Annotated in this window: 23 protein-coding genes and 1 pseudogene; 10 read left to right on the plus strand and 14 right to left on the minus strand. The window is 65.7% G+C overall.

The window, feature by feature from the left end; all coding sequences use genetic code 11:
• The 14 genes from D8676_RS21545 to D8676_RS21610 form a co-directional block, all read right to left on the minus strand.
• Positions 1 to 453: a cupin domain-containing protein gene (locus tag D8676_RS21545; protein ID WP_121583158.1), complete on the minus strand. Its 453-nt coding sequence runs from the start codon at positions 451 to 453 to the stop codon at positions 1 to 3.
• 21 nt (positions 454 to 474) lie between these two features.
• On the minus strand, positions 475 to 1,626 hold the full coding sequence (locus D8676_RS21550) for an acyl-CoA dehydrogenase family protein (RefSeq protein ID WP_121583159.1): 1,152 nt from the start codon (positions 1,624 to 1,626) through the stop codon (positions 475 to 477).
• Entirely contained in the window at positions 1,626 to 2,438 is an 813-nt protein-coding gene (locus tag D8676_RS21555) for an enoyl-CoA hydratase family protein (RefSeq protein ID WP_121583160.1), read from the minus strand. The genes D8676_RS21550 and D8676_RS21555 overlap by 1 nt, the downstream gene beginning before the upstream one ends.
• Positions 2,435 to 2,905, minus strand: a complete 471-nt coding sequence (locus D8676_RS21560) for a MarR family transcriptional regulator (RefSeq protein WP_121583161.1) — start codon at positions 2,903 to 2,905, stop codon at positions 2,435 to 2,437. Before D8676_RS21560 ends, D8676_RS21555 begins: the two co-directional genes overlap by 4 nt.
• On the minus strand, positions 2,899 to 3,672 hold the full coding sequence (locus D8676_RS21565; protein WP_121583162.1) for an SDR family NAD(P)-dependent oxidoreductase: 774 nt from the start codon (positions 3,670 to 3,672) through the stop codon (positions 2,899 to 2,901). Before D8676_RS21565 ends, D8676_RS21560 begins: the two co-directional genes overlap by 7 nt.
• Positions 3,669 to 5,963, minus strand: coding sequence for a bifunctional salicylyl-CoA 5-hydroxylase/oxidoreductase (locus tag D8676_RS21570; RefSeq protein ID WP_121583163.1), 2,295 nt, complete (start codon positions 5,961 to 5,963; stop codon positions 3,669 to 3,671). Before D8676_RS21570 ends, D8676_RS21565 begins: the two co-directional genes overlap by 4 nt.
• A 161-nt stretch (positions 5,964 to 6,124) precedes the next feature.
• Positions 6,125 to 6,721 (minus strand): VOC family protein, encoded by a 597-nt coding sequence (locus tag D8676_RS21575; RefSeq protein ID WP_183097191.1) that lies wholly within the window; start codon positions 6,719 to 6,721, stop codon positions 6,125 to 6,127.
• An 80-nt stretch (positions 6,722 to 6,801) separates the two neighbouring features.
• Positions 6,802 to 7,617: an ATP-binding cassette domain-containing protein gene (locus D8676_RS21580; protein WP_121583164.1), complete on the minus strand. Its 816-nt coding sequence runs from the start codon at positions 7,615 to 7,617 to the stop codon at positions 6,802 to 6,804.
• Positions 7,610 to 8,506, minus strand: a complete 897-nt coding sequence (locus tag D8676_RS21585; protein WP_121583165.1) for an ABC transporter ATP-binding protein — start codon at positions 8,504 to 8,506, stop codon at positions 7,610 to 7,612. The genes D8676_RS21580 and D8676_RS21585 overlap by 8 nt, the downstream gene beginning before the upstream one ends.
• Positions 8,503 to 9,354, minus strand: coding sequence for an ABC transporter permease (locus D8676_RS21590; RefSeq protein WP_121583166.1), 852 nt, complete (start codon positions 9,352 to 9,354; stop codon positions 8,503 to 8,505). The genes D8676_RS21585 and D8676_RS21590 overlap by 4 nt, the downstream gene beginning before the upstream one ends.
• Positions 9,347 to 10,354, minus strand: a complete 1,008-nt coding sequence (locus D8676_RS21595; protein ID WP_121583167.1) for an ABC transporter permease — start codon at positions 10,352 to 10,354, stop codon at positions 9,347 to 9,349. Before D8676_RS21595 ends, D8676_RS21590 begins: the two co-directional genes overlap by 8 nt.
• 74 nt (positions 10,355 to 10,428) lie before the next feature.
• Positions 10,429 to 11,907 (minus strand): ABC transporter substrate-binding protein, encoded by a 1,479-nt coding sequence (locus tag D8676_RS21600; RefSeq protein WP_121583218.1) that lies wholly within the window; start codon positions 11,905 to 11,907, stop codon positions 10,429 to 10,431.
• Between the two features lie 118 nt (positions 11,908 to 12,025).
• Positions 12,026 to 12,427, minus strand: a complete 402-nt coding sequence (locus D8676_RS21605; protein WP_121583168.1) for a RidA family protein — start codon at positions 12,425 to 12,427, stop codon at positions 12,026 to 12,028.
• A 23-nt stretch (positions 12,428 to 12,450) separates the two neighbouring features.
• Positions 12,451 to 14,025, minus strand: a complete 1,575-nt coding sequence (locus D8676_RS21610) for an NAD(P)/FAD-dependent oxidoreductase (protein ID WP_121583169.1) — start codon at positions 14,023 to 14,025, stop codon at positions 12,451 to 12,453.
• A 115-nt stretch (positions 14,026 to 14,140) separates the two neighbouring features.
• Between D8676_RS21610 and D8676_RS21615 the strand changes: the two genes are divergently transcribed.
• The 10 genes and pseudogenes from D8676_RS21615 to D8676_RS21660 all read left to right on the plus strand — a co-directional run bounded on the left by D8676_RS21615 (position 14,141) and on the right by D8676_RS21660 (position 25,874).
• On the plus strand, positions 14,141 to 14,932 hold the full coding sequence (locus tag D8676_RS21615; RefSeq protein WP_121583170.1) for a cyclase family protein: 792 nt from the start codon (positions 14,141 to 14,143) through the stop codon (positions 14,930 to 14,932).
• A gap of 30 nt (positions 14,933 to 14,962) precedes the next feature.
• Positions 14,963 to 16,522 (plus strand): NAD(P)/FAD-dependent oxidoreductase, encoded by a 1,560-nt coding sequence (locus tag D8676_RS21620; RefSeq protein ID WP_121583171.1) that lies wholly within the window; start codon positions 14,963 to 14,965, stop codon positions 16,520 to 16,522.
• Positions 16,522 to 17,004: a MarR family transcriptional regulator gene (locus D8676_RS21625; protein WP_121583172.1), complete on the plus strand. Its 483-nt coding sequence runs from the start codon at positions 16,522 to 16,524 to the stop codon at positions 17,002 to 17,004. The genes D8676_RS21620 and D8676_RS21625 overlap by 1 nt, the downstream gene beginning before the upstream one ends.
• A gap of 103 nt (positions 17,005 to 17,107) precedes the next feature.
• On the plus strand, positions 17,108 to 19,261 hold the full coding sequence (locus tag D8676_RS21630; RefSeq protein WP_121583173.1) for an indolepyruvate ferredoxin oxidoreductase subunit alpha: 2,154 nt from the start codon (positions 17,108 to 17,110) through the stop codon (positions 19,259 to 19,261).
• The gene (locus tag D8676_RS21635; protein ID WP_121583174.1) at positions 19,254 to 20,828 is read left to right on the plus strand and encodes an indolepyruvate oxidoreductase subunit beta family protein; all 1,575 of its coding nucleotides are present in this window, start codon (positions 19,254 to 19,256) and stop codon (positions 20,826 to 20,828) included. The genes D8676_RS21630 and D8676_RS21635 overlap by 8 nt, the downstream gene beginning before the upstream one ends.
• Positions 20,829 to 20,936: 108 nt before the next feature.
• Positions 20,937 to 21,977, plus strand: coding sequence for an NADP-dependent oxidoreductase (locus tag D8676_RS21640; RefSeq protein ID WP_121583175.1), 1,041 nt, complete (start codon positions 20,937 to 20,939; stop codon positions 21,975 to 21,977).
• A 56-nt stretch (positions 21,978 to 22,033) separates the two neighbouring features.
• Positions 22,034 to 22,999, plus strand: coding sequence for a sugar-binding transcriptional regulator (locus D8676_RS21645; protein ID WP_121583176.1), 966 nt, complete (start codon positions 22,034 to 22,036; stop codon positions 22,997 to 22,999).
• A 72-nt stretch (positions 23,000 to 23,071) separates the two neighbouring features.
• Positions 23,072 to 25,126, plus strand: a complete 2,055-nt coding sequence (locus tag D8676_RS21650; RefSeq protein WP_121583177.1) for a bifunctional aldolase/short-chain dehydrogenase — start codon at positions 23,072 to 23,074, stop codon at positions 25,124 to 25,126.
• Positions 25,127 to 25,214: 88 nt separating this feature from the next.
• Positions 25,215 to 25,442, plus strand: a complete 228-nt coding sequence (locus D8676_RS21655) for a CopG family transcriptional regulator (protein WP_121583219.1) — start codon at positions 25,215 to 25,217, stop codon at positions 25,440 to 25,442.
• Positions 25,439 to 25,874, plus strand: a pseudogene (locus D8676_RS21660) (TA system VapC family ribonuclease toxin). The gene D8676_RS21655 and the pseudogene D8676_RS21660 overlap by 4 nt, the downstream one beginning before the upstream one ends.
• Positions 25,875 to 25,940: the final 66 nt, after the last annotated feature.

Below are 25,940 nucleotides of genomic sequence, written 5' to 3' on the forward strand. Positions count from 1 at the left end.
TTACGCGTTCGCTTCTTCCGGAAGGAAATCGACGTCGTGCTCGGCCGAGAGCTTAACGATGGTCGGAATATCGCTCTTGTCGTGCAGTTGCTCGAAGAGGTTCTTCAGCCGGCCGGCGGGCGACACCCAGAACAGCGCCCGGCAGGGCTTGTCGGACTTGTTGAAATAGCCGTGCGGGATGCCTCGGGGCATGCGCACCAGATCGCCGGCCTTGGCGGTCGACCATACGCCGTCGAGCTTCAGCTCGAGCTGGCCCTCCTGCACGAGAATGAACTCGTCCTGGTCGGGATGGATGTGCACGGGCACGAACTGGCCGGGCGCGCTGTTGGTCTCGAAGGCGAAGCTGCTCTCGCACTCGGCTTTGGGGTAGTAGACCTGGCCGAGGATGTTCCATTTGACGTCACCGAAGCCGGTTCCGCTGGCGGTGATGCCCTTCGCGAGATCTTTCGTCATGACGCAGTTCCTCCCTCTGGATTATGTTCTGTCGGCGAGCACCTGGCGCGCGATGACCACCTTCTGCACATCGGATGCGCCTTCGTAGATCCTGAGCGCGCGGATCTCGCGGTAGAGGCTCTCGATGACATGGCCCTTGCGCACGCCGTCGCCGCCATGGAGCTGCACCGCCTTGTCGATGACCTCCTGCGCCTTGTCGGTGGCGTAGAGTTTCGCCATTGCCGCCTCGCGGGTGACGCGCGCAGCACCCGAATCCTTCGTCCAGGCGGCGCGGTAGACCAGAAGTGCTGCGGCGTCGATGTCGAGCGCCATCTCGGCGAGGTGGCCCTGCACCATCTGCAATTCGGCGAGCGGCGCGCCGAACAGCTCACGCCCGGCGGCGCGCTCCAGGCTTTCGTCGAAGGCGCGGCGCGCGAAGCCGAGTGCGGCGGCGCCGACCGTCGAGCGGAACACGTCGAGCACCGACATCGCGATCTTGAAGCCCTCGCCGGGCTTGCCGATCATGGCGGAAGAGGGGACGCGCACGCCCTCGAAGGAAAGGCGGGCGAGCGGATGCGGTGCGATCACCTCCAGCCGTTCGGCGACGGTCAAACCTTTGGCGTCGGCGGGCACGAGGAAAGCCGAGATGCCCTTCGCGCCGGGCGCCTCGCCGGTGCGCGCGAAGACGACATAGAGGTCCGCGATGCCGCCGTTGGAAATCCAGGTCTTCTCGCCTGACAGCACGTAGCTGTCGCCGTCCTTCGCGGCCGCCATGTCCATGTTGGCGACGTCGGACCCCGAGCGCGGCTCGGACAGCGCGAAGGCCGATATCGCCTTGCCGGCCCGTGTCTTCTCCAGCCACTGCTTCTGCCCGTCCGTGCCGAACAGGCTGATCGCGCCGGTGCCGAGCCCCTGCATGGCGAAGGCGAAATCGGCGAGCCCGTCATGGCGCGCCAGGGTCTCGCGCGTGATGCACAGTATGCGCACGTCGAGCGGGGCGGGATTTGCAGTGTCTATCGCCGTAGGCTTCAGCCAGCCGTCGCGCCCGAGCATGTCGACCAGCTTGCGGCAGGCGGCGTCGACGTCGTGATGATCGACCGGCAGGTTTTCCGCGCACCAGGCGTCCAGCTTCTCCGCCCATTCGCGATGGCGGGGCTCGAAGAACGGCCAGTTGAGAAACGAGCGGTCAGGCATCAATTCCCCTCGAATACGGGCTTTTCCTTCGCCACGAACGCATTGTAGGCGCGCTCGAAGTCCTTGGTCTGCATGCAGATCGCCTGGGCCTGCGCCTCGGCCTCGATCGCCTGGTCGAGACCCATCGACCATTCCTGGTTGAGCTGCGTCTTGGTGATGCCGTGCGCGAAGGTCGGGCCCGACACGATGCGGCCGGCGATGTCCATCGCGTCGGCCTCCAGGGCATCGGCCTCGACGAGGCGGTTGTAGAAACCCCAGCGCTCGCCTTCGGCAGCGCTCATCGTGCGGCCGGTGTAGAGCAGTTCTGCTGCGCGGCCCTGGCCGATGATGCGGGGCAGGATCGCGCAGGCGCCCATGTCGCAGCCGGCAAGCCCGACCTTCGTGAACAGGAAGGCGGTCTTGGCTTCCGGCGTCGCGATGCGGATATCGGAGGACATGGCGATGATCGCGCCGGCGCCGACCGCCACGCCGTCGACCGCCGAGATGATCGGCTTGCCGCAATTCAGCATCGCCTTGACGAAATCGCCGGTCATGCGGGTGAAGGCGAGCAGTTCCTTCATGTCCATCTTCACCAGCGGCCCGATGATGTCGTGCACGTCGCCACCCGAGCAGAAATTGCCGCCGTTCGGCAGGAACACGACTGCGTCGATGTCGTCGGCATAGACCAGCGCGCGGAAGAGATCGCGCAGTTCCGCATAGGAATCGAAGGTCAGCGGGTTCTTGCGCTCGGGGCGGTCGAGCCGGATCTTCGCGATGCGTCCTTCCGCCTGCCAGCGGAAATGTTTCGGCTTGAGCGCCGCCATCGAGGTCATTCACGTCCCTCCCAATTGCTGCGGAACGACTGCAGCATGGCCGCAAGCCGCCTTGTGTCTTCTTCGTTGACGCCGCCGAGCAGCTCGCCGATCCAGCCTTCATGCGCGGCCGCCATCGCCTCGAACTGCGCCTTGCCGGCGTCGGTGAGCTTGACCATCGAGGTGCGGCGGTCGCCGTTACGCCGCGCCCGCGTCACCAGCCCTTCGGTGACCAGCCGGTCGACGATGCCGGTGACGTTGCCGTTGGAGACGAGCAGGAAGCGCGACAGGCCGCTCATCAGCATGCCTTCCGGAGCACGATAGAGAGCGGCCATAACGTCGAAACGCGGCAGCGTCGTGTCGAATTCCTGCCTGAGGCGCTCGCGCAGCTCCGCCTCGATCGTGCGCGATGCCCTGAGCAGCCTGATCCAGAGTCGCAGCCGCTCCTTGCTGTCCTTCGAGATCGCCGAGAGAGGCGCGCTCACCATGTCTCGCCTCCCGAAAGCGCGATCGTCTGGCCGGTGACCGATCTCGCCTTGTCGCCGCAGAGCCACAGCACGGCGTCGGCCACCTCGTCGGCCTGCACCAGCCGTCCCTGGGGATTGGTCGCGGCGAGCGCCGCGCGCGCATCCTCGGGGGAGCGGCCCGTCTTCTCGACGATCTTCTTCACCGACTGTTCGAGCATTTCGGTCTCGACATAGCCGGGGCAGACCGCGTTGACGGTGACGCCGGTCTTGGCGAGTTCGGCGGCAAGCGCCCGCATCAGCCCGACGACGCCGTGCTTGGCGGCGACATAGGGCGCGACATAGCCGTAACCCTTGAGGCCGGCTGTGGAGGCTATGAAAATTATCCGGCCCGATTTCCGCGCGGCCATGCCCGACAGCGCCGGCTTCACGGTGATGAAGGCGCCCGTGAGGTTCACGTCAAGCGTCTTCTGCCAGTCGGCGAGCGTCACCTTGTGCGCCGGCGCGCTGTCGGCGGCGCCGGCATTGGCCACCACGATGTCGAACGGTCCGCGTGCGGTCTCGGCCTTCTCGTAGAGCGCCGACACCGCGTCCTCTTCGGTCACGTCGGCGACGATGCCGTGGATGCGCGCGTTCCCCGCCGCGACTGCCTCGAGCGCGTCCGCGCGCCGGCCGCAGATCGTCACCTCGACGCCTGCCTCGGCCAACGCCAGCGCGACCGCGCGCCCGACGCCCGAGCCGCCGCCCGTCACCAGCGCATGGCTGCCCACGATCTTTTGGGCCGCGATCATACCTTCAGCCCTGCAGACGCCTCGCGTTCGGCGAGCCGGTAGGCCTGGTCGCGGCCGGGCAGGTAGGGATCTGGCCACTTCACGCCGCGGTCGCCGAGCGTGATCGCCGCATGCAGCGTCCAGTAGGGATCGGCAAGATGCGGACGCGCCAGGCAAACGAGGTCGGCGCGCCCGGCCATCAGGATCGAATTGACGTGGTCGGGCTCGTAGATGTTGCCGACCGCCATCGTCGCCATGCCGGTCTCGTTGCGGATGCGGTCGGAGAACGGCGTCTGGAACATGCGGCCGTAGACGGGCTTGGCGCGGATGGAGGTCTGGCCGGCCGACACGTCGCAAATGTCGACGCCGGCAGCGGACAGCATTTTTGCGATCTCCACCGCGTCGGCGGGCGTGACACCCTCGATGCCGACCCAGTCGTTGGCGGAGATGCGCATGGAGATCGGCTTGTGCAGGGGCCAGGCCTCGCGCACCGCCTGGAACACTTCGAGCGGATAGCGCATGCGGTTCTCAAGCGATCCGCCGTAGTCGTCGGTGCGCTTGTTGGTCAGCGGCGTGATGAAGGAGGAGAGCAGGTAGCCGTGCGCGGCGTGGATCTCCAGCATGTCGAAACCGCAGCGGTCCGCCATTTCGGCTGACGCCACGAACTGGTCGCGCACCATGTCCATGTCGGCGCGGGTCATCGCCTTCGGCACCTGGTTGCGCTCGGACCACGGCACGGCCGAGGCCGACATGATCGGCCAGTTGCCCTCCGGGAGCGGCGCGTCGCCTTCCTCCCAGCCGACCTGGGTGGACGCCTTGGCGCCGGCATGGCCGATCTGCGCGCAGATTTTCGCCTGCGTCTCGCGGTGCACGAAATCGACCAGCCGCTTCCAGGCGACTTCGTGCTCCGGCTTGTAGAAGCCGGGGCAGCCGGGGGTGATGCGGCCTTCGGGGCTGACGCAGGTCATCTCGATGTAGAGAAGCCCCGCGCCGCCCTTGGCGCGCTCGGCGTAATGCGTGAAATGCCAGTCGGTCGGACAGCCGTCGACCGCCTTGTACTGCGCCATCGGCGAGACGACGACGCGGTTCGCGAGCTCCATCTCGCGCAGCTTGAACGGCGCGAACATCGGCGCGCGATTCCAGTCCTGCTCAGGCGCGCCGGCCTCGCGCTGGAACCATGCTTCGGCGTCGCCCAGCCATTCCGGGTCGCGCAGGCGCAAGTTCTCATGGCTGATGCGCTGCGAGCGCGTCAGCAGCGAATAGTTGAACTGCACCGGATCGAGGTCGAGATAGCGCTCCACCTCCTCGAACCATTCGAGCGAATTCCTCGCCGCCGACTGCAGCTTCAGCACTTCGGTGCGCCGCGCATCCTCGTATTTGCGGAAGGCGGATTCGAGGTCGGGCTCGGAATGCACGTAGTTCGCCAGCGCCACCGCGCTTTCCAGCGCAAGCTTGCTGCCCGAGCCGATCGAGAAATGCGCCGACGCCGCGGCGTCGCCCATCAGCGCGAGGTTCTTGTGGGACCAGCGTTCGCAGAGCACGCGCGGGAAGTTGATCCAGGCCGAACCCCGTATGTGGTTGGCGTTGGTCATCAGCGGATGCCCGCCGAGATGCTTCTCGAAGATCTTCTCGCAGGTGGCGATCGATTCCTGCTGCGACATCGCGCCGAAGCCGAACTTGTCCCACGTCTCCTGGCTGCATTCGACGATGAAGGTCGCGGTGTCGGGGTCGAACTGGTAGGCGTGCGCCCACACCCAGCCGTGCTCGGTCTTCTCGAAGATGAAGGTGAAGGCGTCGTCGAATTTCTGGTGGGTGCCGAGCCAGACGAACTTGCACTTGCGCGTGTCGATGTCCGGCTTGAACACGTCGGCAAAGGTGGCGCGCGACCGCGAGTTCAGCCCATCGGCGGCGACGACGAGATCGTGCGTCTCCATATAGGGGCGCGGGTCCGGCGCTTCCGTCTCGAACTGCACATTGATGCCGAGTTCGCGCGCGCGCCTCTGCAGCAGAAGCAGCAGGCGCTTGCGTCCGATGCCGCAGAAGCCGTGGCCAGTCGAGACCGTGCGCACACCCTTGTAGATGACGGCGATGTCGTCCCAATAGGCGAAATAGCGCTTGATCCACACCGCGCTGACGGGATCGTTGCGATTGAGGTTGTCGAGCGTCTCGGCCGACAGCACCACGCCCCAGCCGAAGGTGTCGTCCGGCTTGTTGCGCTCGATGACGGTCACTTCGTGCGCGGAGTTGCGCAGCTTCATGGAGATCGCAAAATAGAGGCCGGCAGGCCCGCCGCCGAGAACCGCGACCTTCATCGTGCGATCTCCTCTTTCCTTCGCGTTTGCCAGACTATCGCGCCGGATATTGATTACTTCAAGCTTAAAATTTCAAGCTGAAGCGATTTTCTCGCGATGCCGGCCGGCGGCGGAGCGATCGCACTGGCTGCCCGGCGCGACCGCGACGACCGCAGCGCGGATTATTTCGCCGGGTCCTTCGGGCTCCACAGCACCGTCGCCGCGCCTTTCTCGTAGGCCATGCCGTCGGGATAGCTGATCGCCTCGAACTGCAGCCCCCACGGCGCCTGGAAATACATGACCGTCTGGCCGGCCGCTGGGCCTTCGCCGACCGGGAGCACGATCCGGGTCGCGACTCCCTTGCCTTCCAGATAGGCTTTCGCCGCCGGCACGTCGTCCACGTAGAAGGCGATGTGGTAGCCGCCGACGTCGCTGTTCTTGGGCGTCATGTCCTTCTGGTCCGGCGACGTATATTCGAACAGCTCGATGTTCGAGCCGAAGCCGCAGCGCACAAGCGTGATCTCCTTGATCACCGCCTTCGGGTCGACGCCGAGCAGGTCCTGCATGAAGGTGCCCTTGTCGTCGGCGAAGGGGCCGAACGACATCGCCTTCTGGCAGCCGACGACGTTGGTGAAGAAGTCGACCGCCTGCGCCATGTCGGGCACGGTGACGCCGGTGTGGTCGTGGCCGCGCATGCCGGGAATGGAATCGGCGGATGCGACGCCGGCGCTGCCGAGGATGGCCGTAGCGAGAACTGCGCTGCGAAATAGGTCTTTCACGTGACGTCTCCCGTTGGCGGGCGGTTCCCGTGTCTCGCGCCGGCTGCCCGCTGCGCCGGCGCCGTTGAAATTCCCTCGTGCTACCCCGCCTTGAGCCAGTCTCCATCGATTTCCGGCAGCGGGATCGCTGCGATGAGATCGCGCGTATAGGCGTGCTTGGGATCGGCGAAGAGGGCGTCGGTCGGGCCCTGCTCGACGATCTCGCCGTTGCGCATGACGATCACCTGCCGGCACAGCCGTCGGATGACGGAAAGGTCGTGGCTGATGAAGGCGACCGTCAGGCCCATCTCGTCGGCGAGCTTTTCGAGCAGCGTCAGGATCTGAGCCTGCGTCGAGACGTCGAGGCCCGAGACGATCTCGTCGGCGAGCACGAAGTCGGGCGAGAGCGCCAGCGCCCTGGCTATGCCGACGCGCTGGCGCTGGCCGCCGGAGAGCTCGTGGCGGTAGCGTTTCGCGAAATGTTCCGGCAGGCCGACACGCTTCAGCGCCTCCGCGACCCGCGCGCCGATATTATCGCCGAGCCCGTTCTGCTTCAGCGGCGCGGCGATGATCGCGCCGATGGTGCGGCGCGGATTGAGCGACGACATCGGGTCCTGGAAGATCATCTGCAGGTTGCGCCTGAGCGGCCTGAGTTCTACGTCGGGCAGGTGGGTGATGTCGCGCCCGTCGAAGCTGACGCTGCCGGCGCTGGGCTCGATCAGCCGAACCAGCGCGCGCCCAAGTGTCGACTTGCCCGAGCCGGACTCGCCGACGATGCCGGTGACGGAGCGGCGCGGCAGCTCGAAGTCGAGTCCTTTCAGGATTTCCACCAGCGGCGCGCGACCGACCAGCGGCTTTCGCGTCATGTCTGGCAGGGCGACCTTGAGGCCGCTGACCTTGAACAGGGGCTCAGCCATGGCCCGATTTCCGGTCAAGACTCGGCCTCCAGTCGTGGTCGGCGATGGCGATCTCAGCGGCGAGCCCGGCGAGCACGGCCTCGTCGACCGGCATCAGCGACGCCAGCGGGTCGGTGTATTTGGGCGTCGCCGCCATAAGCGCGCGCGTGTAGGCGTGTTGCGGGTCGGCGAACAGCGCCGCGGTATCGGCCTCCTCGACCACCTTGCCGGCATAGAGCACCGTCACCTTCTGGCTGATCTTGGCGACGACGCCGAGGTCGTGGGTAACGAACAGGATCGCCGTGCCGTGCTCCTTCTGAAGCTGGGCGATGAGTCTCAGAATCTGCTTCTGCACGGTGACGTCGAGCGCCGTCGTCGGCTCGTCGGCGACGATCAGGCGCGGCTCGGCCGCGAAGGCCGCCGCGATCAGCACGCGCTGGCGCATGCCGCCCGACAGTTCGTGCGGATAGGCGCGCATGACGCGGTCCGGTTCTCGGATATGCACCTCGTCGAGAAGCTGGCGCACGCGTTTGTCGGCACGGTCGGCCGCCCAGCCGAGGATGTGGACCAGCCGGTCGGTCATCTGCGGTCCGACGCGGCGCGACGGGTTGAGCGCGGTGAGCGGATCCTGCGGGATCAGCGCGGTCTTGGCCCCGATGACGCGCCGTCGCTCCTTGGCCGACAGCGCGCCGAGGTCGGCGCCTTCGAGCCGGATCGAGCCCTCGACGATCTTCACGCTCGGCGGCAGCACGCCGAGCACAGCCTTGCCGATCATGCTTTTTCCCGCGCCGCTCTCGCCGACCAGCGCCCTGACTTCGCCGGGCTCGACCGACAGCGACACCGAGCGCAGCACCCGCTGCCCGTTGCTGAGCGTCGCGCTGAGATTGGAGATGTCGAGGCAGGCGGTCATCTCAGCACCGGATCGAATCTGGCCTTCAACCCCTCGCCGAACTGGCTGAAGGAAAGCACGGTGAGGAAGAGCGTGATCAGCGGGAAGACCAGCACCCACCAGGCCTGATGGATCGACAGCCGGCCCTCGGCGATGATGCCGCCCCAGGTCGGGTCGTCGGTGGAGATGGAGAGGTTCACGAAGGAAAGGATCGCTTCCACGATCACCGCGATGCCCATTTCGAGCGACAGCAGCGCGACGATGGACGGCAGCACGTTGGGCAGCACTTCCGACAGCATGATGCGGAAGCGCCCGAAGCCGGCGATCCTGGCGTTCTCGACATAATCCATGCGCGACTGGCCCATCGCCTCGGCGCGGATGACGCGGCAGAAGCGCGTCCAGTCGATGACGGCGATGGCGATGATGACGGAGCTCAAGCCGGTGCCGAACACGGCGACCAGCAGGATGGCGAAGAGCACCGGCGGAAACGCCATCCAGATGTCGACGATGCGCGAGATGATGCGATCTGCCCAGCCACCGAAATAGCCGGCGATCAGACCGAGCGTCGAGCCGACGATGCAGGCGGCGAACGCCGCCGCGAAGGCGACGATGAAGGCGACGCGCCCGCCATAGATGATACGCGACAGGAGGTCGCGCCCAAGGCTGTCGGTGCCGAGCCAGAAGCCGGGTTCGGCGCCCTGCATCCAGAAGGGCGGCAGCCGCTCGAACAGCAGATCCTGCGCCAGCGGGTCCTGCGGCGCAATCAGCGGCGCGAAGATCGCCGCGAGCAGCGCGACGAGAAGCCAGCCGCCGGCAAGCACCAGGCGGGCGTCGAAGCGGCGGCGGGGGAGGGCGCGCGCGTCAGCCATGCCTCAGCCTCGGATTGAGCAGCGCATACATCATGTCGACGGCGAGGTTGATCAGCACGAAGATCAGCGCGAAGACGAGCACGATGCCCTGGATCAGCGGCAGGTCGCGGTTGATCACCGCGTCGATCGCCATGTTGCCGAGCCCCTCATAGGAGAACAGCCGCTCGATGATGACGGTGCCGCCGATCAGGAAGGTGAACTGCACGCCCACCAGCGTCAGCGTCGGCAGCGCCGCGTTCTTCAGCGCCTCGCGCAGGATGACCGAAGTCTCGGAGAACCCCTTGACCCTCGCCAGCGTTACATAGTCGAGTGTCATCACTTCCTTGAGCGACAGTTTCAGCAATTGCGAGATGATGGCGGCGAGCGGCAAAGCGAGCGCCAGCGCCGGCATGAACATGTGGCTGATCAGGTCCTTGGTCAGGTCGAGGCGCAGCCTGAGGATGCTCTCGAAGAGATAGAACTGCGTGACGAAGGGCAGTTCGAGCCGTGGCGACACACGGCCTGAAATCTCGAAGACCGGCCACAAGACACCGAACAGCAGGATGAGCGCCAGCCCCCACAGGAAGTCGGGGATCGAGAGCGCCGCGCCATTGGCGACGTCGATGCCGGCCTCGACCGCCGTGCCCTGTTCGCGCGCGCCGAGAATGGCGAGCGGCATGCCGATCAGAAGCGCTATGAGGAGCGCGACGGTTGCGAGCTCCAGCGTCGCCGGCAGCCGGTTGAGCACCAGGCTCATCACGTCCTGGCGGAGCGAGATCGAGGTGCCGAAATTGCCTTGCAGCACGCCGGACAGCCAGATGAAATATTGCTCCACGATGGAGCGGTCGAGCCCGTAGAGCGCGCGCAGCCGGTCGATGTCGGCCTGGCTGGCGCCGGGCGGCAGCATCATGGCGATCGGATCGCCAGGCGCCACGCGGATGATGACGAACACCACCACCGACACGCCGAGCAGCGTGACGGCCATGGTCAGGAGCCGAACGAGGAACCGCTGCAGGATCATACTGCCCAACGTTATCAAAAGAACGCGCGCCGCCTTCTTTTGGAAGAGCGGCGCGCGTTGATCTTATGCAGCCATCAGGCCGGCGTCATCAGATGCGGCAGCAGCGCGCCGGATTTGTGCGGCACGACCTTGACGGTTTCCGAAAACACGATCGGCTGCGCGTACTGCATCAGCGGCAGCACATAGGCGTTGTCGGCGATCAGCTTGCTGACGGCCTTCCAGCCGGCGATGCGCTTGGCCTCGTCCGGCTCGCCCCACAGCGGGTTGATCGCGTCGATGACGTCCTGGCCGTCCCAGACCGAGTGCGGGCTCGGCCCGTACATGGCGAAGCCGGTCGAGGTGGTCGGGTCGCCGATCGAGTTGCCCCAGTTGTAGAAGGCGGCGGGCGCGAGCTGGTCGGCGGCGCGCAGCTCGTAGTGCTTGGCGATCTCGTAGACCTCGATGTTCGCCTCGATGCCGACCTTGCGCCACATGCCGACGATCGCCTGGATCATTTCGTAGTCCTTCGGCTTGAAGCCGCGCGTTGTCTGGATGGTGAACTTCACCGGGTTGTCGGTGGAGTAGCCCGAGGCCTTCAGCAGCTCGGCCGCCTTCTCCGGGTTGTATTCGACCTTGATCGTCTCGTCGAAGGCCTCATATTCCGGCGTCTCCAGCGTGTCGAGCGGCAGGCCGTAGCCGCGCAGCAGGCGGTCGACCAGCAGCTTCTTGTCGACCGACATGACGGCCGCCTTGCGGACATTCTCGTCCTTCATCACATCGATGTCGTTGAAGAAGATCATGCCGATGTCCGACACCGTCTCGGCCGAGCCGGCGAGCCCGTCCTTGGCGGTCAGCCGGTCATATTCCTCGTAGGGGATTTCGAGCGTGACGTGCGAGGAGCCCGACTCGATCTCGGCGACGCGGCTCGCCGCGTCGGTGACGAACTTGATCGTCACGTTCTCGAAGGCCGGCTTGCCGCCCCAGTAGTTGGGATTGGCCTTCAGCCGCACGAAGGCGTTCTGCTCGAATTTCTCGACCATGTAGGGGCCGGTGCCGATCGGCGCCTTCTCGAAACCTTCCGCGCCGACCTTCTCGTAATAGGCCTTGGGCAGCACGTAGCCGGTCAGGAACGACATCCACTTGAAATAGGTCGGGTCGAACTGGACGACGTCGGCGGTGATCTTGTTGCCGTCGATCTTGAAGTTGTTGACGTTCTTCCAGACGAACTGGATCGGGTTGCCCGTCTCTTCCTTGCCGGCGCGCTCCAGCGACCAGACGATGTCCTCGGCCGTGAAGGGCGAGCCGTCATGCCAGGTGACGCCCTCGCGCACCGTCATGTGCACAGTCTTCAGGTCGTCGGAGAAACCCCATTCGGTGAGCAGGCCGGGCGCCAGCGAGAGGTCGGGCTTCTGCAGGATGAACTGGTCGAACACCGACTGGTAGATGCCTTGGATGGTCGGGTTGACGGCCGAAGGGCCGGTGGTCGGGTCCCAGGAGGGCAGGTTGACGTTGTAGGCGATGACGAGTTCGTCCGCCTGCGCGAGGGCAATGTGCGGGATGGAAAATCCGGCCATCGCCGCGCCGGCGCCGGCCAGTTTCAGCACTGTTCGTCTGTTCGGGTTCTTGATCATGTCTTGGTTCCCCAGATTGATTGCTTTTTTTCCGAATGTGTCGCCGTCCGGCGGCGATTGTCTACAGCGCCGCGGTTGCTTCGATCTCCACGAGGAAGTCGGGCAGCGCGAGCGCCTGCACGCCGATGAAGGTGTTCGCTGCCGGCACGACGCCGTCGTAGAAGGCCATGATCTCGCCGATGACCGGGCCGAGCTTGTCGGGCGAATGGTCGACGACATAGGTGCGCAGGCGCACGATGTCGGCGGGCGTGGCGCCTGCGTCGGCCAGCACGGCCTTGAGGTTTGCCAGCGCCTGCCGGGTCTGCGCGGCGAGGTCGCCGGGCCCGACCACTTCGCCGGCCTTGTTCCAGGCGACCTGGCCCGACAGATGAAGCGTGCGTCCGCCGTTCTGCTCCACCGCATGCGAGAAGCCGAACTGCGTCGACTCATACAGTGTCGCGGGGTTGATTGCCTTGCGTTTCATGGTCCTCCCTCGTCTTCGATCGATCACGCGCCGCCGAGCTGTTGGGCGAGCATGAAGCCTGAGCCTGCACCCGTTCCGGCCCCGGGCCAAGTGGCCGCGCCGACAAGATGCAGATTCTGGATGGGCGTGTTCCAGCGGGCGTAACCGCGCGCCGGCCGGAAGAGAAAATTCTGCGAGATGTGATGGCTGCCGCAGATCTGGTCGCCGCCGACGAGGTTGGGGTTGCCGCGCTCGAGATCGACCGGCGAGAACACCGCGCGTCCCAGGATCTTCTTGGCCAGTCCGGGCGCATGCGCCTCGATGAGCTGGAGGGCGCGGTCGGCATAGCGTTCCTTGATCGCGTCCCAATGGCCGGCCGCGATCTCGTCGGCCGCGTCGCCTTTCACTTCGGCCGGCAGGGCGCGCACCTGCACCCACAGCACATGCTTGCCCTCCGGCGCGCGGGACGGATCGACTGTTGTCGGCTGCCCCACCACCAGCACCGGCTCGTCCGGCAGCAGCCCGGCGACGGCCTGCTGGTAGGTCCGCGCCATCTGGTCGAGCGACGGCGCGACATGCACATAGGCGAACTTCTTCAGCTCATCGCCGGCTTTCCAGTCGGGCAGGCCGTCGAGCGCCAGATGGATCATCATCGTGCCCGACGCGTGACGGAACTTCTTCATCGCCATGTCGAAGCCGGCGTCGCCCGAGCCCTTTGGCAGGAGCTTGCCGGGCAGCGCGCCGGGCGCGACGCCGGCAATCACCGCTTTCGTTGCCCTGTGCGTCTCGCCATTGGCAAGCCTGATGCCGGTCGCCTTGCCGCCGGAGGTCAGAATCTCGGCGACCTCCGCGTCGTGGGCAATCTTGCCGCCGGCCGCGGTCAGCAGGCCCTCCAGCGCCATGATGATGGTGTCTGCGCCGCCCTTGCCGAGCACCATGCCGAAACTCTGGTTGGCCATGGATTCGAGATAGGGGAAGACGGCGCCGCCAGCGATGTCGGGGGCGAAGTCGAGATGCATGCCCCAGGCGGCGAGCGTCGCCTTGACCTCAGGCGAGGCGAAGGTTTCGTCGAGCCATGCGCGCGGCGAGGAGAGCAGAAGCTTGCCGGTGTCGAGCGCGCCGGAAACGCCCTTCTTGCGCCAGAGGTTCCAGGCTGTGCCGGCGAGCGCGCGGCCGCTCATCGGCGAGCCGAGCAGGCGGAAGAGATGTTCTGCCTCGCCCATGAAACCGCCGACGAGACGCCGCCATGTATCGGCATCCTCGGTTGAGAATCCTGCGAGCCGGACCGCCGTCTTCTCGATGTCGGTGCTGACGCCGAACCAGCGCCCGTCGGGGAAGACGGAGGCGAAGCAGTCGGCCACCGGAGCGAACTCCAGGCCCGCCGCTTTCAATTCATTTGCATATTTCTTGTGAAAAGCCGAACCGGCGAAGAGGCTCAGATTCATCGCGCCGAGGTCGTGGCGGAAGCCCGGCAGCGTCACTTCGCGAGTCTGGACGGCGCCGCCGCTGACGGGATTTCGTTCAAAGACCGCTGTTTTCCAGCCTTTGAGCGCCAAATGCGCCGCGCAGGCCAGACTGTTGTGGCCGGCACCGACGAATATGGCGTCGAACTCGCTCACTGCCCCTCCCCAATTTCCTTTAGGCTTAAAGATAATTGCAGATGCATATGTTTTCGTCTAGTAGCATATTGAGGGCCGATAGAGCCGCGAGACGCAAACGACCAAGGGGAAACACATGGACACGCAGAAACTTCTCGGCGAATTCGCCAGCCAGCTTCTTTCGGGCGGCATCGAGGTGGTCGATCTCACCACCGTCCTCGGGCCCGACACCCCGCTGATCAAGCTGCCGCCGGAACTCGCGGTCGACACGCCCAAGGTCGAAATCCACACCATCTCGGCCTATGACAAGAACGGCCCGTGGTGGGCCTGGAACTGGCTGAAGCTCGGCGAGCATTCCGGCACCCACTTCGACGCGCCGCACCACTGGATATCGGGCAAGGACTACCCGGACGGCTCGACCGACACGCTGCCCGTGCAGAAGCTGGTCGGCCCGGTCAACGTGCTCGACTTCTCCAAGGAAGCAGCCGCCGATCCCGACTTCCTGCTCACCGTCGACCACATCAAGGACTGGGAAGCCAAGCACGGCGCGATCAACCCGGGCGAATGGGTGGTGATGCGCACCGACTGGGACCGTTTCGGTAATTCGGAGGCCGAATTCCTGAACGCCAACGAGACAGGCCCGCATACGCCCGGCCCGACGGCCGAGGCGATCATCTACCTGATCGAAAAGGACGTCGCCGGCTGGGGCTCGCAGACGATCGGCACCGACGCCGGCGCGGCGGGCGGCATGGAGCCGCCGTTCCCGGCCCACACGCTGATGCACAAGGCCAACAAGTATGGCCTCGCCAGCCTCTGCAACCTCGACAAGCTGCCGCCCAAGGGCGCGGTCCTGATCGCCGCGCCGCTGAAGATCCAGAAGGGCACCGGCAGCCCCATCCGCGCGCTTGCGCTGGTGCCGAGGAAGTAGGGCGGTCGCGGAAGCGGAGGCGATGCTCGCATGACCGCCCCGGATCACATCATCGTCGGCAGCGGCATCAATGCGCTGGTCTGCGCCGCCGTCCTTGGCAACAAGGGCGGCAAGGTGCTGCTGCTGGAGCGCAACGACCGCATCGGCGGCTGCATCCGCACCGATGAGATCATCGCGCCCGGTTTCGTCCACGACGTGATGGCGACGACCTTTGTCCTGTTCATCACCTCGCCCGCCTATGCGGCGCTCGCCGCCGACCTTGGCCGCCACGGGCTGCAGTTCTGCAACGCTAAGGCCCCGACCGGCGTGCTGCGTCCCGACGGCAGCCATCTTGTCCAGCGCATGGACCGCCCGGCCAACATCGCCGCCTTCAAGGACGACGGTGCGCAATATGCCGCCGATGTCGGCGACATCGAGAAGAACGCCGGGCTGCTGTTCGGCCTGCTCGGCGGCGGCTTGTGGACATATCCGACCTTCAAGCTGCTCGCTGGCGAAGCCTGGCGCAGGAAGCCGCGCAACCTCGCCGCCTTTCTTGGCGAGGCTCTGGTTCCGGCGCGCGGCTGGCTGGAGACGTCCTACCAATCCTACCTCTCCCGCGCGCTTTGGGCGCCCTGGGTGCTGCATGCGGGCCTCGGTCCCGAGGATGCGTTCTCCGGCCAGATCGCCAAGGTCATTGCCTTCGCGCTGGAGGCCGCCGGCGCGCCTGTCGTCAAGGGCGGTGCAAAAAACCTGCTCGCCGCCTTCGAGGCGCTCATCACGGAGAAGGGCGGCGTGATCCGCACGGAGGCCGACGTCGCTTCTGTTATCGTCGAGGATGGCCGCGCCATCGGCGTCACCCTGACATCGGGTGAAACCGTCAGGGCGGCGAAGAGCGTCATCTGCTCGGTCACCCCGACGCAGCTTTACGAGCGCCTGCTCGGCCAGGCCGCGCCCGAGGCCGATCTCGACGCGACCAAGAAGTACCGATACGGCAAGGGCAATTTCCAGATCCACTACGCGCTCGACCGGCCGCCGGTCTGGCCCGACGCGTCGCTTGGCGAGGTCGCGCTGCTGCACCTGACGCCGGGCCTCGATGGGGTGTCGAAAGCCTGCAACGAGGCCGCGCGGGGGATGCTGCCAGAAGTTCCGACCATCTGCGTCGGCCAGCCGCACGCGCTCGACCCGTCGCGCTGCCCGCCCGGCAAGGCGATCCTCTGGCTGCAGCTTCCGGAAGCGCCGCGTCACATCAAGGGTGACGCAGCGGGCAAGCTCGCCGTACCCGCCGACGGGCACTGGACCGAGGAGCTGCGCGAGGCCTATGCCGACCGCGCCGAGGCGATCCTCGCTTCTCACATCGACGGCTTCTCATCCACCGTGCTTGGCCGCCGTGCCTATTCGCCCGCCGATCTCGAGGCGATGAACGTCAACCTCGTCGGTGGCGACCCCTATGGTGGCTCGTCGGCCATCGATCAGTCCTTCCTCTGGCGGCCGTTCAAGTGGAGCCGCAACCACGAGACGTCGATCAAGGGCCTCTATCACATCGGTGCGTCGACCCATCCGGGCGCGGGGCTCGGTGGCGGCTCGGGCTTCCTCCTGGGGCAGAGGCTGTGATGGACCAGAAAGTCCAGCAAAAGCGCGAGCGCATCTCGACCTTGGGCCAGATCGGGCTGCAACAGTTCGCGCCCTATCTGATGAACCGCATCATGGGCCGCTACAACGCCACGCTGCGCGACGATCTTCGCCGACAGCACCGCACCATTCCGCAGGTGCGCACGCTGGCTGTGCTGTCGGTGACCGATGGCGTCACCGTCGGCGACCTTTCCGTCTACACCGTCATCGAGCAGTCGACGCTGTCGCGCACGCTCGATGCGCTGGAGGCGCATGGCCTGGTGCGCCGCGAGCCGGGCGAGACCGACAGCCGCGTGCGCAAGGTCTTCCTCACCGACGAGGGACGTGCCGAGTTCAACCGCGCCTGGCCGGCCATGCATGATGCTTTCGAGCAGATGTTCGAGGATATCGACGACGCCGAATATTCGGCGCTGCTGGTGACGCTGCAGAAGATGCTGAAAAACATCCGCCAGCACGACATCTAGAGCATGATCCCGAAAAGTGGGAACCGGTTTTCGGAAAAGATCATGCTGAAAAAATAGAGTTACGCACCGCCGCGCCGGACGCGGCGGCAACGGAGTGGAGAAAATGGCCGAACGGTCATTCGCCAAGGAAGTCGAGAAGCTGAGGCTGGGCGACGGCGAGGAGTTTGCCGGCGAGGGCATTTTGGCCATCACCAAGGCGCTGCTTCAATGTGGCGTCGGTTATGTCGGCGGCTACCAGGGCGCGCCGATCAGCCATCTGATGGACGTGCTGGCCGACGCGCAGGACATTCTGGGAGAGCTCGGCGTGCATTTCGAGGCTTCCGCCTCGGAGGCGACCGCCACCGCCATGCTTGCCGCTTCCGTGCACTACCCGATCCGCGGCGCGGCGACCTTCAAGTCCACCGTCGGCACCAACGTTGCCTCCGACGCGCTCGCCAACCTCGCGTCCGGCGGCGTCACGGGCGGCGCGCTGCTGATCGTCGGCGAGGACTACGGCGAGGGCTCCTCGATCATGCAGGAGCGCAGCCACGCCTTCGCCATGAAGAGCCAGGTCTGGTTGCTCGACCCCAGGCCGAACCTGCCCTCGATCGTCAAGGCGGTGGAGGACGGTTTCGAACTCTCCGAAGCGTCGAACACGCCGGTCATGATGGAAGTCCGCATCCGCTGCTGCCACGTGCACGGCAAGTTCATAGCCAAGGACAACAAGCGCCCGGCCATAACCGTCGCCGACGCGCTTGAAACACCGCGTCGCGACACCGGCCGCATCGTGTTGCCGCCTGCCTCCTTCCTGCACGAGAAGGAGAAGGTGTCGAAGCGCTGGCCGGCCGCCGTCGACTTTATAAAGTCGCGCAAGATCAACGAGTTCTTCGGCCCGGACCATGGCGCGATCGGCATCGTCATGCAGGGCGGCATGTACAATGCCGTCATCCGCGCGCTGCAGCGGCTCGGCCTCGCCGACGCCTTTGGCGAGACCGATATCCCGCTTTACGTGCTGAATGCCGTCTATCCGCTGGTCGACGACCAGTTCCTGTCCTTCTGCGAGGGCAAGGACGCCGTGCTGGTGGTCGAGGAAGGCCAGCCCAACTACATCGAGCAGGCCTTTGCCGCGATGCTGCACAAGGCCGGCCGCGATACAAGGCTGGTCGGCAAGGAATACCTGCCGATGGCCGGCGAATACACCGGCCAGGTGATGCTCGACGGCCTCGGCGCCTTCCTGCGCGCCGAAGCGCCGCTGCTGCTGTCCGCCGAGATCCGCGCACCCAACAAGCAGGAGCAGGGCGAGGAGATCCCCGACCTCAGCCGCGTCGTGCCGGGCCGCCCGCCGGGCTTCTGCATAGGCTGCCCGGAGCGCCCGATCTTCGCCGCGACCAAGCTCGTCGAGCAGGAGCTCGGCAAGCACCACATCGCCTCCGATATCGGCTGCCATCTCTTCTCGATCATGCCGCCCTTCGAACTCGGCGCGACCACCATGGGCTACGGCCTCGGCCCGGCCTCGGCCTCGGCCTTCAATTCGCCGGATGCGAAGCGGCGTTCGATCTCCTTCGTCGGCGACGGCGGTTTCTGGCACAACGGCCTGACCTCCTCGATCGGCAACGCCGTCTTCAACAAAAACGACGGCGTCATCGTCATCGTCGACAATTTCTACTCGGCCGCGACCGGCGGGCAGGACATCCTGTCCTCGCGCGCCGACAACCGCACCAAGGCGACCAAGCATCCGATCACCAAGGCGGTCGAGGGCATGGGCGTGAAATGGCTGCGCCACATCGACCGCACCTATGATGTCGGCAAGATGCAGGCCACGCTGAAGGAAGCGCTGACCACTGAGGAGAGCGGGCCGAAGGTCATCGTCGCCTCGTCGGAATGCATGCTGAACCGCCAGCGCCGCGAGAAGCCGCTCGTCGCCAAGGCGATCAACAACGGCGAACGCGTGGTGAAGCCGAAATTCGGCGTCGACGAGGACATCTGCACCGGCGATCACGCCTGCATGCGGCTCTCCGGCTGCCCGTCGCTGTCGGTGAAGTCGCTCGACGACCCACTGCGCGACGATCCGGTGGCCCATATCGACCAGAATTGCGTCGGCTGCGGCAATTGCGGCGAGGTGGCGGACGCCGCCGTGCTCTGCCCCTCCTTCTACCGCGCCGATGTCGTGCACAATCCGAGCGGCTGGGATCGGTTTCTCGACCGCGCCCGCGGCGCCGTGATCGGCTTCCTCCAGCGCCGGCGCGAAAGCCGCCGGCTGGTCTTCGCCGATGCTTGACAGGGCCTCATCCTCGCGCGCCGACGGAAAGACCGGCGACGGCGGCATGATCAAGCTTGCCATATTGGCGGTCGGCGGACAGGGCGGCGGCGTGCTCTCCGACTGGATCGTCGACGTCGCCGAGCGCAACGGCTATCTCGCCCAGTCGACCTCGGTGGCGGGCGTCGCCCAGCGCACCGGCGCGACGATCTACTACATCGAGATGTGCCCCGACCTGAATCCTGGCGCCGGTCGGCTGCCGATCTTCGCGCTGTCGCCTTCGCAGGGCGACGTGGACATACTGATCGCCGCCGAGCTGATGGAGGCGGGACGCGCCATCATGCGCGGCTTCGTCACTCCCGAGAAGACGACGCTGATCGCCTCGTCTCACCGCATCGCGGCCGTGTCCGAAAAGATCGAGCCCGGCGACGGACGCGCCTCGTCCGCGAAGGTGCGTGAAACGGCTGAACTCGCCTCGAAACGCTTCATCTCCTTCGACATGGAGAAGGTCGCGGTGGAAAGCGGCTCGATGATTTCGGCGAGCTTGCTCGGCGCGCTGGCGGGTTCGGGCGCGTTGCCCTTTGCCCGCGAAAGCTACGAGCAGACGATCGCCACCTCCGGACGCGGCGTGAAGCAGAGTTTGGCGGCGTTTGCGGGCGGCTATGAGGGTGCGCGGGGCGTCAACAAGGCTGCGGAGACGGCAGCGCCTCCGCCCCGCAAGGCGGAGCTTTCGGCTGCGTCTCCTGCCGGCCCGGACCGGCTGGTTGACGGCTGGCGCCATCTGACGGCGCGCGTCGAGCGACTGCCGGAGGAGGTCCGCGACATGGCGCTGCGCGGCCTGCGCAAGGTCGTCGACTTCCAGGACGAGGCATACGGCCGGGAATATCTCGACCGGCTGGAGCGCGCGGTCGAACGCGACAAGGCCGCGCGCGGCTTTGCGCTGTCGGTCGCCGCCGCGAAACATCTCGCCAACGCAATGTGCTACGACGACATGATCCGCGTCGCCGATTTGAAGACGCGCTCGACGCGCGGCGCGCGCGTGCGCCGGGAGGTCGGCGTGAAGGACGACGCCGTCCTGCAGACGACGGAATATTTTCACCCGCGCGTCGAGGAGTTCTGCGGCGCGATGCCGGCCGGGATCGGCCGCTACATCGAGGAGCGCCCGAAGCTCGCCGCCTTCATTGACCGCCGCATCAACCGCGGTCGCCGCATCCGCACCGACAGTTTCACCGGCTTCGCCATGCTGTGGCTGGTCGGCGGCATGCGCCGCTGGCGGCGCGCGCTGCTGCGTCATAAGGTCGAGCAGGCGCATCTCGACCGCTGGTACGATCTCGCGCTCGACACCGTCGCCGACGACTATGCGCTTGCGGTGGAGGTCCTGAACACGCGCCGGCTGATCAAGGGCTACAGCGACACCCACGTCCGCGCGCAGTCCAAGTTCGACCGCGTGCTGTCGGCGCTGCCGATGCTAAAGGGCCGCCCCGACGCCGCCGACTGGCTGCGCCGCCTGCGTGAGGCCGCCCTCAAGGACGAAAAGGGCGACATGCTCGACGGCGCGCTGAAGACGGTGGCGACGCTGGGGGAGTAGCCTCTCCGGGCGTTGTCTCCGTTTGAAATGGGCTAGCGTCGTGCCATTGTCGCGGCCAGCACCTGAATCGTAGTTGCCGATGCTGCATTGAGAGGGAGTATTCCTCACATGGCAGACGCCACCACCAACCGCCAGATCGTCCTTGCCTCTCGCCCTAGCGGCGAGCCTCGACCTGAGAATTTTGGGATCGTTGAGGGTCCCATGCCGCTGGCTCGCAATGGAGAGGCATTGTTGAAGACGCGATGGCTCTCACTCGATCCTTATATGCGCGACGACATGAATGCCGGGCATGCCTATTCCGTCGAGATCGGTGAGGTCATGTACGCCAAGGGCGTCAGCGATGTCGTTCAGTCGAATAATCTCGCCTTGACCGTCGGCGATGTCGTCGTCGGCGAGACCGGCTGGCAAAGCTTCTCCGTCACCGATGGCGTCAACCTCCGTAAGCTCGACGCAGAACTCGCTCCTGTGTCGACCGCCCTTGGCGTACTCGGAATGCCTGGCCTTACCGCCTACGGGGGATTGCTCACCGTTGGACAGCCCAAACCCGGTGAGACCCTTGTTGTGGCGGCCGCCGCCGGGCCGGTGGGTTCGCTGGTTGGGCAGATCGCGAAGTTGCGAGGCTGCAGGGTTGTCGGGATCGCCGGCGGTCCTGAGAAGTGCCGCTATCTGGAAGAAGAGCTTGGTTTTGACATGGCTTTGGATCATCGGACCGCCGATCTTCCAAAGCGTCTGGCGGCGGCATGCCCGAATGGCGTCGATATCTATTTCGAGAATGTCGGCGGCCATGTTTGGAAGGCGGTGTTCCCCCTCTTGAACATGTTTGCGCGAGTACCCGTCTGCGGCCTCATTGCCCACTACAATGATGTCGAACTGCCGCCGGGTCCGGACCACGTCCCCGAGTTGTTGCTTGCCGTGCTCGACAGGCGCCTGACGGTGCGCGGGTTGATGGCTGGCGATTTCGAGCCGCAAGCGGACGAATTCCGCCGCGTCGTTGCTGGATGGCTTCGTAGTGGGCAGATAAAATATAAAGAGGACGTCGTCACCGGTTTAGAGAACGCGCCAGAGGCTTTCGTCGGGCTCCTTAAGGGGAACAATTTTGGAAAACTGCTTGTGCGGGTATCCGGCGATGGTTTGGAAAATTCAAACTAAGACACCGCCCTCTCGGTCAAATTGACTTTTGTCAATGGTCGTGACTATTGTCGGATATGGCAATCCGACCGGCAGACCAGATCGTCCACAAGGCTGCGTGGCTCTATTACGCGCACGGCCTGAGACAGGACCAGGTCGCGCAGCAGCTTAACATTTCGCGCGCGTCGGTCGCCATGTATCTGCGCAAGGCGCGCGAAACCGGCATCGTCAACATCTCGACCTCGACCCAGCTCTTCACCGACGACGTGACGGCACGCGAGATCGAGGACGCCTTCGGCCTCGACGCCGTCTGGATTGCCCCGCATGGCGATCATGTCGATCCCGCCGCCGAGGTTCCGGTGCTGGCGGCGAGCGTGTTCCTGCAACTGGTCGGCAAGGGCGACAAGATCGGCGTCGCCTGGGGCCAGACGGTCTATGCGATCGCCGACGTGATGGCCTATGCCGACCTGCAGGACGTCACCGTCGTCCAGCTCTGCGGCAATCTCGGCGCGCCCTTCGCCTACCGTCCCGACCAGTGCACGATGGAGATCGCGCGGCGGCTCAACGCCAAGGGGCTGAATTTCTACGCGCCGCTGGTGCTTTCCACCGAAGGACTCGCGAAGGACCTGCGCAGCGAGCCGGTCATTCGCGAGCAGCTCGCAGGCATTTCGGAATGCGACCTCGCGCTTTATTCGATCGGCACGGTCGACGCCGGAAGCCATGTGGTAAAATGCGGCGCGCTGACATCGGATGAGATGGACGCGCTGCGCCGCGAGGGCGCCGCCGGCGTCGTCGCCGGGCAGATCATCGACAACAAGGGCGCGCTGCTCGACTGCAGCTACAACCGCCGCTGCATCTCGGCCGACCTTGCTTCGCTGCGCGCCATCCCCAAGCGGCTGGTGGTCGTACAGGAGGAAAACAAGTTCGAGCCGCTGCTCGCCGGTCTCGCCGGCGGACTCTGCACCCATCTCGTCATCAATGCCGCAATGGCCAGGCGCCTTCTCGATCACGCGAAGGCGGCCAACCGGCGCAAGGCATCCTAGGTCGCGCCGGCCGTCATCGGCCAGTCGCCAAAACCCTTCAAACCCAACACATCGAACAACCGGACGAAGATCATGAAAAACCTGTGGAACGACACCGAGGCCGAGAAGCTGGTCGAGCACTACGCCGCGAAGGGCGTTGGGCGCGATCTCGCGCTGCGCGTCTACACGACGCGGCTCCTCGGCGGCGATCCGCGCCTCGTCCTGCATGGCGGCGGCAACACCTCGGTCAAGACCAGGGCGACCGACCTCGTCGGCGACGAATGGGACGTACTCTGCGTCAAGGGCAGCGGCTGGGACATGGGCGTGATCGAGCCGCAGGGACTTCCTGCCGTGAAGCTCGGCGCGCTGCTCAAGGCGCGCAAGCTGGACAGGCTGTCTGACGAGGACATGGTGGCGCTGCAGCGGGCCAACCTGATCGACCCGTCCTCGCCCAATCCGTCGGTGGAGACGCTGCTGCACGCCTTCCTGCCGCATAAATTCGTCGACCACACGCATTCCACCGCCATCCTCGGCCTCGTCGACCAGGACGACAGCGAGGAGATCTGCGCCAAGGTCTTCGGCAAGACATTCGGCTTCGTGCCCTACATCATGCCCGGCTTCGATCTCGCCAAGGCTGCGGCGGAAGTGTTCGAGCAGGATACGTCGGTGGTCGGCCTGATCCTCGACAAGCACGGCATCTTCACCTTCGCCGAAACGGCAAAGGAGGCCTATGACCGCATGATCGATGCGGTGACCAAAGCCGAGGAGTTCATCGCCAAGGGCGCCAAGGCGGCTCCCGCCAGGGCGGCGTTGCCGGCGAAGGTTGCGACCGCGGCCGAGATCGCGCCGATGCTGCGCGGGGCGGTCGCGGTCGACAAGGGCGAGGGACGTTTCGACCGCATGATCAGCGACTTCCGGGCGTCCGACACGATCCTGGACTTCCTGTCGTCCTCGAAGCTTGGCGAACTGGCTGGCCGCGGCGTCTCGACGCCCGACCTGTCGATCCGCATCAAGACCGGCCCGATGACGCTGCCCGCGCCCGAGGCTGGCAAGCCCGACGACTACAAGAAGGCCGTGAAGGAGCATGTCGCGCAGTTCGCCAAGAATTACCGCGCCTATTTCGAGACCAACGACGCGCTCGACGACGTCAAGCGCACCATGCTCGACCAGATGCCGCGCCTCAGCCTCGTGCCCGGCGTCGGCATGTTCGGCCACGGCCGCACGCTGAAGGATGCGAAGATCGCCTCCGATGTCGGCGAGATGTGGATCGAGGCGGTGAAGGGCGCCGAAGCCATCGGCGACTTCAAGCCGCTGTCGAAGGCCGATCTTTTCCCGCTCGAATACTGGTCGCTGGAACAGGCCAAGCTCGCCTCCAACAAGCCGAAGCCGCTGACCGGCCAGGTCATGCTGGTGACCGGCGGCGCCGGCGCGATCGGCGCTGCGACCGCAAAGCTCTTCGCCGACTACGGCGCGCATGTCGTCGTCGTCGACCTCGACGCCGACAAGGCGGCCGATGCGGCGAAGAAGGCCGGCAACAATTCGATCGGTGTCGGCGCCGACATCACCGACCCCGCGCAGGTCCGCGCCGCCTTTGACAAGGCGGTCGCCGTCTATGGCGGCCTCGACATCCTCGTCTCCAACGCCGGCGCGGCGTGGGAAGGCAAGATCGGCGAGATCGACGACGCTCTCCTGCGCAAGAGCTTCGAGCTCAACTTCTTCGCCCACCAGTCGGCGGCGCAGAACGCTGTGCGCATCATGAAGGAGCAGGGCACCGGCGGCGCGCTCCTCTTCAACACCTCCAAGCAGGCGGTGAATCCCGGCCCGAAATTTGGCGCCTACGGCCTGCCCAAGGCGGCGACGCTGTTCCTGTCCAGGCAATACGCGCTCGACCACGGCGCGGACGGCATCCGCTCGAATGCGGTCAACGCCGACCGCATCCGCTCCGGTCTGCTGACTGACGCCATGATCGCCAATCGGTCGGGCGCCCGCGGTGTCTCGGAAAAGGAATACATGTCCGGCAACCTGCTCGGCCAGGAAGTGACGGCGCAGGACGTGGCGCAGGCCTTCCTGCACCACGCGCTCGCCGACCGCACTACCGCCGACGTCACCACCGTCGACGGCGGCAACATCGCGGCGGCGCTGCGGTAGCCAGCGAGTTCGCGGAGAGGGCCAATTGAAAAATGGCCCTCTTTAGACTATCTGATGCGTGATGCTTGATGCGCATCCGAGTGGAGCCATGCGAACTACCCTTGCCATAGATGACGACGTGCTGTTGGCGGCGAAAGCCATTGCCGATCAGCAGGACCGCAGCCTTGGCGATGTCATCTCCGATCTCGCCCGCAAATCATTGCGTAAGCCGCAGCCGCCTGCCGAGCGCAACGGCATTCCCCTGCTTGGCGTTCGGCCGGGAGCGCCGCCGGTGACGTTGGAGACGGTGAACACGCTCCGCGACGAACTGCCGTGACCTACCTGCTCGACGTCAACGTGCTCATCGCACTGATTGACCCTGGCCATGTAGGACATGAGGCGGCCCACGCCTGGTTCGCATCCTCGGGCCGTGAGGACTGGGCGACTTGTCCAATGACCGAAAACGGTGTGATGCGTATCGTCGGTCACTCCAGATACACGAACACGCCGGGATCGCCCGCGGAGGTGGCCGGGATAATTATTCGGCTGCGAGATCTTCCCGGCCACAGTTTCTGGCCGGATGATCTCAGCCTTGTCGGCTCGGACCTTGTCGACCCTTCACGCATCCTGACCTCGGCTCAGGTCACGGACACCTATCTCCTCGCGCTGGCAAAATCGAATGGCGGCAAGCTTGCGACCTTCGACCGCCGGCTCTCGCCGGCCGCTGTGAAAAGGCGGCAAGGCGGCGCTTCACCTCATCGAGAGCTGATCCGAATTCCCACGACGTGACGAAAACGGTGACCCGCTCCGAGGTGCCAGTCTTGGCTCCCGGCCT

It is taken from the genome of Mesorhizobium sp. YM1C-6-2, assembly GCF_003666685.1.
In the GTDB taxonomy this organism is placed as follows: Bacteria; Pseudomonadota; Alphaproteobacteria; order Rhizobiales; family Rhizobiaceae; genus Mesorhizobium_K.